This is a genomic window from Sphingomonas sp. MM-1 (genome assembly GCF_000347675.2).
Lineage (GTDB): Bacteria > Pseudomonadota > Alphaproteobacteria > Sphingomonadales > Sphingomonadaceae > Sphingomonas_E > Sphingomonas_E fennica.
Map to the genome: position 1 here is coordinate 3,888,525 of NC_020561.1, position 12,022 is coordinate 3,900,546.

Sequence of the window (12,022 nt, forward strand, 5' to 3'; positions counted from 1 at the left end):
AATCACAGGAGAGATCATGGCTGACGGGAAACCGACGCTCGCGGTGCTGGGCGGCACGGGCAAGGAAGGCAGCGGCCTTGCCGCGCGCTGGGCGGCCGCCGGCTATGAAGTGGTGATCGGCGGCCGCGATGCGGGGAAGGCCGAGGCGGCGGCGGCCGAGCTGGCGGCGGCGATCCCCGGCGCGAACGTCCGGGGCGCCGACAATGCGGCGGCGGCGGCGGCCGGCGAGATCGTGGTGCTGACCGTGCCTTATGCCGCGCAGCAGGCGACGGCGCTGGCGGTGAAGGACGCGCTAGCCGGCAAGATATTGGTGGACGTGACGGTGCCGCTGGTGCCGCCCAAGGTGAACCGCGTGCAACTGCCCGAGGGCGGATCGGCGGCGATGGCGTTGCAGGCGGCGCTGGGCGAGGGCGTGCGCGTGGTTTCCGCCTTCCAGAACATCTCCGCCCACCATCTGCACGATCTGGGTCATGAGCTGGATTGCGACGTGCTGGTGGCAGGCGACGACATCGCCGCGCGCGAGGCGGTGATCGCGCTGGCCGAGGCCGCGAAGCTGCGCGGTTTCCACGCCGGCCCCTTATGCAATTCGGTGGTGGCCGAGGCGCTGACGTCGGTGCTGATTTCCATCAACCAGCGATACAAGGTGCCGTCCGCCGGCATCCGCATCACCGGCCTTCCCGGCTGATGGCGCAAGCCGCGCGCGAGATATCGATCCGGGCCGTTCCCGGTCTGCCGATGGTGACGGCGGGCGACGATCTGGCGGCGATCATCGCCGGGGCGCTAGCCGCCGCCGGGATGCGCATCGCCACGGGCGACGTGCTGGTGGTGGCGCAGAAGATCGTTTCCAAGGCCGAGGGGCGGCTGGTGCCGCTGGCCGATGTGGCGCCTTCGCCCGAAGCCGTCGCGCTGGCGGCCGAGGTGGAGAAGGACCCCCGCCTCGTCGAGCTGATCCTTTCCGAAACCGACGAGGTGGTCCGCAAGCGGCCGGGGGCGCTGATCGTGCGGGACCGGCGCGGGCTGGTGCTGGCCAATGCCGGGATCGACCAGTCCAACGTTGCCCATGATGGCGGCGAGGCCGCGCTGCTGCTGCCCGCCGATCCCGATGCGAGCGCGCGGGCGCTGGCGGAAGGGCTGGGGCGGCTGACGGGCGTGCAGCCGGCCGTGATCGTGGCGGACAGCCTGGGCCGGGCCTGGCGGATGGGGACGATCGGCCAGGCGATCGGCGTGCATGGCCTGCCCGCCTTGCTCGACCTGCGCGGCCGGCCCGACCTGTTCGGCCGCGCGCTCCAGACCAGCGAGCTGGGATTTGCCGACGAGGTGGCGTCTGCGGCATCGCTGCTGATGGGGCAGGCGAACGAGGGATGCCCGGTGGTGCTGGTGCGCGGCATCGCGATGGAAGAAGCGCCGGCGGGCACGGCGCGCGATCTCGTGCGGCCCCGGCATATGGACCTTTTCCGGTGATCCTGGCGCTTGCGGGCGGCGTGGGCGGCGCGAAGCTGGCGGCCGGGCTGGCGGCGATCCTGCCGCCCGAGGAACTGGCCATCGTCGTCAACACCGGCGACGATTTCGAGCATCTGGGCCTCAACATCTGCCCCGACATCGATACCGTCACCTACACGCTGGCGGGCATCGCCAATCCCGAGCTGGGGTGGGGCATTGCCGGCGAAAGCTGGGCTTTCATGGAACAGGTGGCGAAGCTGGGCGGGGAAAGCTGGTTCCGGCTGGGCGACCGCGATCTCGCCACCCATGTCGAGCGCACCCGGCGGCTGCGCGACGGCGAGAGGCTGACGGCGGTGACCGAGGCGCTGGCCCGCGCGCACGGCATCGCCCACCGCATCGTGCCGATGGCGGACGATCCGGCCCCAACCATCGTCCATAGCGACGAGGGGCGGCTGGCCTTCCAGGATTATTTCGTGCGGTGGCAGTGCCGGCCCAGGGTGGAGCGGCTGGAGCTTGCCCCCAATGTGCGGCCGAGCGCCGCCTTCGACGCGCTGATCGACGATCCGGCGATCGAGGCGGTCATCATCTGCCCGTCCAACCCGTGGCTCAGCATCGATCCGATCCTGGCGCTTTTCGGCGTGCGCGATCGGCTGCGCGCGCGGGGCGTGCCGATCGTCGCCATATCGCCGATCGTGGGGGGCAAGGCGGTGAAGGGGCCGGCGGCGAAGATCATGGCGGAGCTTGGCATCCCCGTCTCCTCCGCCGGGATCGCCGCGCACTATAGCGGCTTCGTCGACGGGCTGGTGCTGGACATGGCGGATGCGGGCGATATGGAGGCGATCGCGGGGGTGCGGACGCTGCTGACCGGCACGATCATGAAATCGGCCGGCGATCGCGCGCGGCTGGCCGCCGATGTGCTGGCATGGGTGCGGCAGTGGGATTCCCACCCGGCCGACCCCATATCGGTTGCGAAGGCGTGACGATGGCAAGCTGGAGTTGGTTTTCGATGGAACGGGCGGCGCGATGATCGTTTTCGATCTTGCCTGCGCGGAGGGCGCGCACGTCTTCGAAGGCTGGTTCGGCTCGACCGGGGATTATGAGACGCAGCGCGCACGGGGCTGGATATCCTGCCCGATGTGCGGATCGACCGACGTGACCAAGGCGGTGATGGCGCCGCGCGTGGGCGCCAAGGGCAACCAGCGGGGCGAGGCGGCGCCGGTGCCGGTTGCCAACGAAGCGCCGGAGGCGTTGCGGCGGATGATGCAGGCCCTGGCCGAAGCGCAGGCGAAAGCGCTGGAAGGTTCCGATTATGTCGGCGAACGCTTTGCCGACGAGGCCCGCGCCATGCACCTGGGCGAATCCGATCACCGCGCGATCCACGGCCAAGCCAGCGTGGAGGAAGCCAAGGCGTTGATCGAGGAAGGCGTGGCGGTGGCCCCGCTGCCATTCCCGGTCCGTCCGCCGGGCACGGACAATTGAAGTGAGCCGGGGCTGACGGGTCGGCCCTTCATGCCTCGGCGGACGGCGGGCTTGCTTCGTTCAGCAACCGCGCCCGCGTTTCGATGGGCGCGTCCTCGGCCCCGGCCAGCAGCGCATCGAGCGCCGGGCGCAGCGCCTGACCCCGGTCGTTAAGCCGATATTCCACCCTTGGCGGCACTTCATGATAAGCGATGCGCCGTGGCCACGCCGCAGGCGGTGCAATGGGAAGGCGACGGCCATAATGTCACTGCGGTTGTCTCCGGCGCGTTGGCGGGCAGCCCGATCACGCTTACTTTCCATTTCCGCCTCGGCAATGGCCGCATCGCGGAGCTGGAGATCGGCCGACGGCCCCGATCGGGCGATGGAAAGAGGGGGTGAAGCCGGCGCGGTTCCGGCCTTATGCCGGCACCCACTTCACGATGTGCGTCGCCGCGAGCACGGCCTCGGCCGCCTCATTCTCAATCGTCACCGCGCTCGTCACCCGCCCGCGCGCGACATCCACGCCTTCGATCGCGTAGCGGATGGTGATCGTCTCGCCGATCCGCACGGGCCGGAGGAAGCGCACCCTGTCGAAACCCAGCGCCAGCGGCACGAAGGCGTCCGATCCCTTCAGGCACGCCTCGCACATCAGCGTCGAGGCGCGCGACGTATAGCCGAGCAGCAGCAGCCCGTGGGCGATGCGCCCGCCGAACGGCGTGCCGCGCATATAGGCTTCGTCGATATGGTTGCGCGCGAAATCGCCGCTGATCCCCGCGAACAGGGATATGTCGCTCTCCGTCACCGTCCTGGAGAAGGCGACGGTCGCGCCGATTTCGATCGCGGCCAGGAAATCCTGCATGTCGGGTCCCTCCGGTTCGGCGTCAGGCGGCGGCCGCATCCACGCCTTCGATGAGGAACACCCGATAGTCTCCGCCCGCCTGCCGGTGGGCCAGCGCCTCCTGATAGGCAGGGCTGTCATACCAGGCGCGCGCCTCGGCCATCGTCGGGAAGGAGATGATGACGGCGCCTTCGGCCGCTTCGCCTTCAAGCTGCTCATATCGGCCATAAAGGGCGAGCGGCGTCAGCGCATGCCCGGCCCGCGCCGCCGTGGCCTTCCCGGCATAGACGGCGAGCGCCTCGGCATCCCGGGTCTGTTCCTTGATCAGCACGACATAGGCGGTCATCGCATTCCCCTTGGGCTTCGGAATCGAGCAATCGGGAACGACAAGTGCCGCACGGCGCCAGTCGCCGCCAGTGGCAGCGGGAAAATCATGGCCGCAAATCCGGCGTGGGATCGCGGAGCGTGGGCCGCCTATTGCTCCGGCCGGGCCGAAAGCGGCTTGAACACGAGCCAGTCGAGGATGGCGGCCATTGCTTCCGGCCCGATTGCCCCGCCGCGCTCCAGCCACCAGGCGATGATGTTGAGCGTGGCGCCGACCGAATGGACGCTCAGCAATTCGGTCGGCAGCCCGTCCGCGATCTCGACGCGATTCTCCGCGGCGAGCTGGATTGCCCGCACCGTGATCTCGCGGCGCAGCGTATCGCCCGCGCCGACCAGCAATGCGTGGCAGATCGGCCGTCGCGCATCGACGAAGCGCGCCAGTTCCAGCGATGCCGCGCGGGTTTCGGTCTGCTGCATCAGCGGACCCATCAGGCCCAGCATATCGCGGATCAACGCCTCGGCGATATCCGCCAGCAACGCCTCCTTGCTGGGGAAGTGGCGGAAAAAGGTGGCGTAGCCCACCGATGCCCGCCGGGCGATCTCCGCGACCGTCAGGTCCACGAACGGCTTTTCGCCGGCCAGGGCGATCAGCGCATCGCGAAGCGCCGCGCGCGATTTCAGGATGCGCACGTCGACCGCGCTTGACGGCTGCTCAGTAAAGGATAACTTATGATCCATCATATATCATATGTGGGATGATGCTCGTGAACGCTCAAGCCCATTCTGAGGCGGACTGCCCATTCCACAGCGGGGACGATCACCGCAAGTCCGCACGTGCATCGGCAGGCGGCGGCATCATCGACGCGGATATATGGACGGACACGTTCGATCGCGCGCGCGCGATCCTGCGCAGCGACGGCGCGAAGCAGGCCGGTTTCCTGGCGGAGCAGGTCGGCAAGATCGGCAGGGCCACGCGGCAGCCGATCCTGTTCCTGGAAGGCGAGGCGCATCGCGTGCGGCGCGGCGCGACCGCGCGCTTCTTCACGCCCAGGATCGTTGCCACCCGCTACCGGGAACTGATGATCCGCCTGAGCGACGAGCTGGTGGAGCGTTTCCGGCAGCAGAAGCGGGCCAGGCTCGACGATCTCAGCCTGGAACTCGCGGTTGCCGTGGCGGGCGATATCGTCGGCCTCACGGCAAGCGATCCCAACGGGCTGGCAAGGCGGCTCGACATCTTCTTCACCGGCAATTTCGATCCGCCCCGCGGCCGGTTCCGGGCGTTGGTGAAGTTCCTGCGGTCCCAATATCGGGTGCTGTCCTTTCATTATCGCGACGTGGTGCCGGCGATCAGGGCGCGAAAGAAGAAGCGGCAGGACGACGTCATCTCCCATCTGATCGACGAGGAATATACCGACCGGGAGATTCTGACCGAATGCCTCCTCTACGGTGCCGCCGGCATGGCGACGACGCGCGAGTTCATCGTGATGGCGGCCTGGCACATGCTGGAGCGGGACGAGCTTCGGGCGGCATTCCAGCAGGCGGATGAAGCCGGCAAGATCGCCATTCTCGAGGAGATACTGCGCCTTGAGCCGGTCGTGGGCTATATTTTCCGCCGGATGCGAACCGATCTGCCGGCGGCGGACGTGCGTGCCGGCAACGCGGTGGCCGTCGACGTGCGTGCCGCCAATACCGACGAGACCGCCTTCGGAACCTGTCCGCGCGAGATCATGGCCGGCCGCGAGGTCAGCGCCAAATATGGCAATGCCGGCATGTCGTTCGGGGATGGCGAGCATCGCTGCCCCGGAGCGCAGGTCGCGCTGCACGAAAGCTGCCTGTTCCTGGACCGGCTGCTGCGGGTGCCGGGGCTGAAGCTGGAGCGCGCGCCGGACCTCGCCTGGAACCGGTTGGTGACAAGTTACGAATTACGCAATGCGGTTATCATCTGCAGTTGAATCCGTCGCATTCCCGATAGTTGCGTAAGTATAAAATACAACAATCCAAAACAAAATAATATTCCGGGGAGGAAAGTATGGGGAAATTGGCTTCCGGGCTTTGCCTTTCGGCAAGCGTGATCTCGTTCATGGGCGCGGCCATTCCGGTGATGGCGCAGACAGGCCCGGCCGATACGGCCGACACACGGCGCGGCGTCGGCGAGGCCGAGATAGGCGATATCGTCGTCACCGCGCGCCGCCATGAGGAAGTGCTTCAGGAGGTCCCGGTCGCGATCACCGCGCTGTCAGGCGATGCGCTGGCGGAGCGGAGCGTCGTATCGGTCGATCAGTTGCGCAACTTCGCCCCGGCGCTGAACGTCTCCGGCCAGGATCGCGGCGACGCGACATTCTACATCCGCGGCCAGGGGCCGGGCGTCCTCGGTGGCGGCCAGCGCAATTTCACCAGCGTCGCCACCTATTTCGCCGAGGTGCCGACACCGATCGCCGGATCGGGCATGTTCTATGACCTTGCCAACGTCCAGGTCCTGAAAGGGCCGCAGGGGACGCTGTTCGGCCGCAACACGACGGGCGGGGCGGTGCTGTTCGAGCCGACCAAGCCGACCTTCGATCTGGGCGGCTATGTGAAAGGCAGCTACGGCAATTATGATTATCACGAGCTGGAGGGCGTGCTGAACCTGCCGATCGTGGAGGATCTGCTCGCGATACGGCTGGCGGGCGATTACGGGCGCCGCCACGGCTTCACCCGGAACGTGCTGACCGGCCAGCGCCTCGACAGCCGCAACAACGATTCCTACCGCATCTCCGTCCTGCTGACCCCGACGCCGGACATTGAGAATGTTACGATCGTCGACAGCAATTATCGCGACAATAGCGGCTCGGGACAGCTTCTGCGTCAGGTCTATCCGGCCGCGAACCTGGGCATATTGCCGAACCCGCTGCTCTTCGGCCCGACGGCCACGCCGGAAACGATCGGCCTCAGCGAGTTTCTTGGGCTTCCGCCAAGTTTCAACCTGACGGCCGGCAGCCCTTCCTCCAGCTATATCGCCTGCCTTCAGGTCGCCTTGCCCGGTTGCGCGACGGGGCCGTTCGGCAATGCCGTCGCCGCGCTTCAGGCCGCGGTGGTGAATGGCGGCCTGGGCCTGTCCGGGCTGACGCCGGAGCAGTTCGCGGCCGCACAGGCGCAACAGGAGGCGCTGGGCATCCGCCGCATCGCCAACCCGCGTTATCAATATCGGCGCACGCGCGATCTCGGCGTCACCAACAAGACGACCTGGCAACTCTCCGACGACATCACGCTGAAGAACATCTTCTCCTTCCGTAAGGAGAAGACGGCGGAAACGCTGGAGCTGTCGGGGCCGCTATCTTATCTTTACAGCTTCTATCCGGCCGGGACGAAACCCTATGTCCGCGGATTCGAGCAATATACCGAGGAATTCCAGATCCAGGGCAAGGCGCCCGACATCGGGCTCAGCTATATCCTGGGTTATTATCATGAGCAGGCCAAGCCCGGCATCCGGCAGGCATATCGGTCCTACAGCTTCGGCTCGGTCGTCAGCACGATCCAGGACTATGACGACAAGAGCGATGCGGTGTTCGGCCATATCGAGTTCGATATCGCCGAGGGCCTGCAGTTCAGCGGCGGCGTGCGCTATACGTGGGATAGCCGCTTTGCCTCCTCTTCGAAGCTTCTGGATGACGGGACGTGCAATCAGCCCGATCCGAGCCAGTTCGATCCCGCCACCGGCATGGCGCCGAATGTCTGCCCCCAATCGGCAAGGGCGCATTTCAGCGCGGCCACGGGCGATGCGACCATCCAGTATAATATCACGCAGCGGATCCTCGCTTATGCCGCCTATCGCCACGGCTATAAGAGCGGCGGCTTCAATCTGCCGGCTCCGACGGCGGACACGCGGACCTTCGCGCCGGAAACGGTCGACGATATCGAACTGGGGTTGAAGGCCGACTGGGATATCGGCGTCCCGCTGCGCACCAATATCTCGCTATTCCGGGATAAATATAAGGATATCCAGATTGCGCAGGGCGTTATCAGCGGCGGCACGTTCGTTTCGGCCGTGCAGAACGCTGGACGCGCGATCAACAAGGGCTTCGAGTTCGAAGGCACGATCGTCCCGTTCCAGGGCTTCTCCTTGTCGGGCTTCGTTTCGTATCTCGATGCCAAATGCCAGGTCAATGCGGGCGCGGCATGCCGCCTGGGCCGGCAGATCGCCTATCAGCCGCACTGGAAATATTCGATCAACGGCCAATATCGGCTGCCATTGCCGGGCGAGACCGACGTCACCCTGTTCGCGAGCTATTCCTTCACCGGCAAGGTCAATACCTCAGACTCCAACGCGAGCGCGGTCGGCCTGAAGGATAGCTTCCCAGGTTACGGCACGTTCGATGCGCGGATCGAATGGCACGATGCGATCGCGAGAGGCATAGACCTGGCCCTGTTCGGCACCAACCTGACCAATAAGGACTATCTTGTCGGCGGCTATTCGGTCGCGACCGATCTGGGCACGGACGCGATCCTGGCCGGCGAGCCGCGGATGTATGGAGTGTCGGCGAAGTATCGCTTCGAGCTTTGAAACAGCACTCTCAGGATGGGGATGGAAAATGAAGGCAGTTCAGGTGCTTCGGCACGGCGATCCGGCCGATGTCGTTGCCGTCGCCGATATCGCCGCGCCGGATGTCGGGCCGGGCGAGGTTCGTGTTTCGGTATCTGCGGCGTCGCTCAACTTCGGTGATATCGCGCGAGCACGGGGCGGCGTGGCGACGGTAATGGCGCAACCCCCGTTCACGCTCGGCATGGACGTGTGCGGTATCGTCGAGTCGGCGGGGGCGGGGGGCGAGGCCTGGCTGGGCCGCCGCGTCGTTGGGATGACGAAGATGGCGTTCGGCGGCATCGCCGAACAGGCGATCGTCCCGGTGACGAGCCTGTTCGATGCGCCGCCCGAGCTGGACGATGCCGAGGCCGCTGCATTCCTGCTCCCGTTCCACACCGGCTATCTGGCGCTGCACCTGCGCGCGAAGCTGCAGCCCGGCGAAGCCCTTCTCGTGACCGGTGCGGCCAGCGGCGTCGGCACGGCGGCCGTGCGGCTTGGCGCCGCGGCCGGCGCAAAGGTCATCGCGCTTGCGGGTGGCGCCGAGAAGGGGCGCTTTTGCGAAAGCCTCGGTGCCGCGGCGACGATCGATTACCGGCAGGATGACGTCTTCGATCAGGTGATGGACCTGACCGGCGGGCGCGGCGCGGAGGTTGCATTCGACCTTGTCGGCGGCGACCTTACCGAGCAGATCTGGGCCTGCATGGCGCGCGAGGGGCGCTACCTGCCCATCGGCTTCAATGGCGATACGCAGGGCGGCCTGGGCGGCAGGCCGCTGCGCAAGATCGCGATGGGCAATTTCTCGGTGCTGGGCGTGATGCTGGCTTATGGCACGCCGATCGGCCCGATGCGCCGCATGGGCATGAACCCGAATCCGCCGGAGATCGGGCAGCAGGTTCATGCCGCGCTGCGCGATCTTGTCGCGGGCGGCAGGATCAGGCCCGCCATCGGGCGCCGTATCCGCATGGATCAGGTGGGTGCGGCGCTCGCGGACCATGAAGGGCGCAGGACATCCGGCCGAACCGTCGTCGATGTCGCGGGATCGTGAGGGAGCCTCGCTGATGCAATTCCATCCCGATGCGCTGATCGCCGCTGCCTGCGAGCAGACCGGCCTTGACGATTTCGGCGGCGACGGCTTTCGCGAAGGGCTTGAGATCCTTTGCCAATCCCTGTCGTCCGAAGCGCAGCTCAACCCGTTCGGACAGATGGCGCTTCCCGGTGCCATCCATTCCGCCCTGTCCAACCGCCTGCAGATCGTCGACTGGGCGAAACGGCATCCGGACGTGTCCGATGAGCGGATCGAAGCGCCGATCGTCGTAGCCGGCCTGTTCCGCGCCGGCACGACTTTCCTGACCTATTTGCTGGAAAAGGACCCGCGCCACCGCCCGCTGCTCGGCTGGGAAGCCGGTGCCAGCGTGCCACCGCCCACGCCGGCGACCCTGCATGCAGATCCCCGCATCGATGCAGCGCGCGCCGCGTCGGCGATGGTAGACCAGATCAATCCGCGCATCCGCGTCGTGCAAAGCGAGGAGCCGGACGGGCCGACCGAGTGCATCGCGGTCATGAACCAGGATTTCAAAAGCCTCCTGTGGGAGGCGATGGCGAACGTCCCGGCCTATGGCGAATGGCTGGCGGCGACCGATCATCAATCCGCCTATGATTATCACAAGCGGACCTTGCAGACGCTGCAAAGCGGCGGCGTGCGGGGGCGCTGGTCGCTCAAGTCGCCATCCCACGCGCTGCATCTGGGCGCGCTCACCGCCGTCTATCCCGATGCCCGCCTGCTGATCATGCATCGGGATCCGGTCGTTCTCTGCGCCTCGGTCTGCAGCCTGATCACGACGCTGACCGGAACATTCTCGGATGCCGATCACCGCCGCTACATCGCCGATCACTGGACCGACATGCTCGCCCGGTCGGTCGCGGCGATCGATGCGTTTCGGGATGCCAATCCGCAGTGCCGGATCGTCGACGTCCGTTATGCCGATCTCGCCATCGATCCGATCGCCACGATGCGGCGGATCTATGCCGCGTTCGACAGCGATCTCGATGGCCCGGCATTGAGCGCGATGGAAGCCCACGTCGCCTCCCATCCCAAAGGACGCTTCGGTCGGCATGGCTACGATCCGGCAGAATTCGGCCTAGATGCCGAAGCCATCGCCGAACGCTTCCGTCCCTATGTCGAGCGTTACGACATCCCGCTGGAAACGATGCGCGAGCGATAGTCCAAGCGCCCCTCGGGATCGTCAGTTCGTTCCGCGCCGCGCCCAGGGCTCGACCGAATGCCCGCCGAAGATACGACTGGGGGGCAGGCCGAAGATGAAATAGGGATTGAGCAAGGGCGGTGCCCCCACAGCCTCCAGGCGCGACGTCTGTTCGGCCGACAACTCAATGTCGAGCGCGGCGACATTCTCCCGTAGCTGCTCCGCCCGGCTCGCGCCGATGAGAACCGATGACACGCCGGGCCGGCTTGCGACCCAGGCAAGCGCCACTTGCGCCATCGGTCTGCCGACCTCCCCGGCGATACCGCGAAGCGTATCGACAATGCGGAAGTTCGTCTCCGTAAAGAGCATACCGCCATAGGGGTTGTCGCCGTTGAGGCGTCCATCGCTTCCGCCGGTATTGGATTCCCCCGAGCGGTTGGGAAGGCTTCCGGCCGGCCCGGCTTCGGTGATCTTCTCCCGGCCATATTTACCCGTCAGCAGGCCCGCTCCGAGTGGACCCCAGGCGACGAGGCCCAGGCCGAGGGCGTTGCCGGCCGGCAGAATATCCAGTTCGACGCCGCGATCGATGAGCGAGTAGGCGTATTGCAGCCCGATGGGCTGAGGCAAGCCATGCGCCCGCGCCAGGGTCGCGATCTGCGCTGCATACCATGAAGGCGCGTTGGAGAAGCCGTAGTAGAGGATGTCGCCGCGCTGCACAGCGTCCGTCAAAGCCCGCAGCACCTCTTCGGGCGGAGTGGTCTGATCCCAGACATGGGTCCAGTAGAGGTCGATATATCCGGTTCCGAGCCGCTTGAGCGATCCTTCAATCCCGTCCCGAATGTTCCGGGCCGAATTCCCGCCGGCAAGGGGCGTATCCGGGCGTCGTGGAAAGCCGGACTTGGTCGCGATCACCATCCTGTCGCGATTGCCCTTCTCGGCGAGGAAACGACCCAGCATCGTTTCGCTTTCTCCGCCCGAATAGACGTCGGCCGTGTCCGCAAAGTTGCCGCCCGCGTCGACATAGGCATCGAAGATGGCGCGAGAGCCGGCCTCATCGGCGCCCCAGCGGCCCGCACCGAATGTCATGGTGCCGAGCGCCAACGGGCTGACGGCAAGGCCCGAGCGGCCAAGCGTGCGATAGCTGGTCAGATCCATGATTGCCGCATCTCCCGAGAAAATCGTCCTGATGGAACCGGATATAAG

Annotated in this window: 14 protein-coding genes; 9 read left to right on the forward strand and 5 right to left on the reverse strand. The window is 66.3% G+C overall.

Annotated elements, in window-relative coordinates:
• Positions 1 to 16: 16 nt before the first annotated feature.
• From npdG to G432_RS18495, 4 genes are read left to right on the forward strand one after another with little or no spacing between them, the layout of a single operon-like run.
• Entirely contained in the window at positions 17 to 685 is a 669-nt protein-coding gene (gene npdG / locus G432_RS18480) for an NADPH-dependent F420 reductase (protein ID WP_015460345.1), read from the forward strand.
• Positions 685 to 1,461: a coenzyme F420-0:L-glutamate ligase gene (gene cofE, locus G432_RS18485; RefSeq protein WP_015460346.1), complete on the forward strand. Its 777-nt coding sequence runs from the start codon at positions 685 to 687 to the stop codon at positions 1,459 to 1,461. The genes npdG and cofE overlap by 1 nt, the downstream gene beginning before the upstream one ends.
• On the forward strand, positions 1,458 to 2,420 hold the full coding sequence (gene cofD, locus G432_RS18490; RefSeq protein ID WP_015460347.1) for a 2-phospho-L-lactate transferase: 963 nt from the start codon (positions 1,458 to 1,460) through the stop codon (positions 2,418 to 2,420). Before cofE ends, cofD begins: the two co-directional genes overlap by 4 nt.
• Positions 2,421 to 2,463: 43 nt before the next feature.
• Positions 2,464 to 2,919, forward strand: coding sequence for a DUF1178 family protein (locus G432_RS18495; RefSeq protein WP_041865565.1), 456 nt, complete (start codon positions 2,464 to 2,466; stop codon positions 2,917 to 2,919).
• A 28-nt stretch (positions 2,920 to 2,947) separates the two neighbouring features.
• On the opposite strand, the gene G432_RS24170 is transcribed toward G432_RS18495, so the two are convergent.
• Complete coding sequence (locus tag G432_RS24170) at positions 2,948 to 3,085, reverse strand: hypothetical protein (RefSeq protein WP_236626820.1); 138 nt, start codon at positions 3,083 to 3,085, stop codon at positions 2,948 to 2,950.
• Positions 3,086 to 3,117: 32 nt separating this feature from the next.
• Between G432_RS24170 and G432_RS24175 the strand changes: the two genes are divergently transcribed.
• Positions 3,118 to 3,297 (forward strand): hypothetical protein, encoded by a 180-nt coding sequence (locus G432_RS24175; RefSeq protein ID WP_015460349.1) that lies wholly within the window; start codon positions 3,118 to 3,120, stop codon positions 3,295 to 3,297.
• Between the two features lie 19 nt (positions 3,298 to 3,316).
• Here G432_RS24175 and G432_RS18505 read toward each other — a convergent pair whose 3' ends face one another.
• The 3 genes from G432_RS18505 to G432_RS18515 all read right to left on the reverse strand — a co-directional run bounded on the left by G432_RS18505 (position 3,317) and on the right by G432_RS18515 (position 4,750).
• The gene (locus G432_RS18505; protein WP_041865566.1) at positions 3,317 to 3,757 is read right to left on the reverse strand and encodes a MaoC family dehydratase; all 441 of its coding nucleotides are present in this window, start codon (positions 3,755 to 3,757) and stop codon (positions 3,317 to 3,319) included.
• A gap of 22 nt (positions 3,758 to 3,779) precedes the next feature.
• Complete coding sequence (locus G432_RS18510) at positions 3,780 to 4,082, reverse strand: DUF1330 domain-containing protein (RefSeq protein WP_015460351.1); 303 nt, start codon at positions 4,080 to 4,082, stop codon at positions 3,780 to 3,782.
• Between the two features lie 128 nt (positions 4,083 to 4,210).
• Positions 4,211 to 4,750 (reverse strand): helix-turn-helix domain-containing protein, encoded by a 540-nt coding sequence (locus G432_RS18515; protein ID WP_041864998.1) that lies wholly within the window; start codon positions 4,748 to 4,750, stop codon positions 4,211 to 4,213.
• A gap of 68 nt (positions 4,751 to 4,818) precedes the next feature.
• Here G432_RS18515 and G432_RS18520 point away from each other — a divergent pair, with 68 nt between their 5' ends.
• The 4 genes from G432_RS18520 (at position 4,819) to G432_RS18535 (ending at position 10,840) form a co-directional block, all read left to right on the forward strand.
• Positions 4,819 to 6,012: a cytochrome P450 gene (locus tag G432_RS18520; protein WP_443024294.1), complete on the forward strand. Its 1,194-nt coding sequence runs from the start codon at positions 4,819 to 4,821 to the stop codon at positions 6,010 to 6,012.
• A 77-nt stretch (positions 6,013 to 6,089) separates the two neighbouring features.
• Positions 6,090 to 8,600: a TonB-dependent receptor gene (locus tag G432_RS23815; RefSeq protein ID WP_051128759.1), complete on the forward strand. Its 2,511-nt coding sequence runs from the start codon at positions 6,090 to 6,092 to the stop codon at positions 8,598 to 8,600.
• 28 nt (positions 8,601 to 8,628) lie between these two features.
• Positions 8,629 to 9,663: an NADPH:quinone oxidoreductase family protein gene (locus tag G432_RS18530; RefSeq protein ID WP_015460355.1), complete on the forward strand. Its 1,035-nt coding sequence runs from the start codon at positions 8,629 to 8,631 to the stop codon at positions 9,661 to 9,663.
• 13 nt (positions 9,664 to 9,676) lie between these two features.
• Positions 9,677 to 10,840 (forward strand): sulfotransferase family protein, encoded by a 1,164-nt coding sequence (locus G432_RS18535; protein WP_015460356.1) that lies wholly within the window; start codon positions 9,677 to 9,679, stop codon positions 10,838 to 10,840.
• 21 nt (positions 10,841 to 10,861) lie between these two features.
• Here the strand turns inward: G432_RS18535 and G432_RS18540 are convergent, their stop codons facing one another.
• A complete protein-coding gene (locus G432_RS18540; protein WP_015460357.1) occupies positions 10,862 to 11,974 on the reverse strand; it encodes an aldo/keto reductase in 1,113 nt (370 codons plus the stop codon).
• Positions 11,975 to 12,022: the final 48 nt, after the last annotated feature.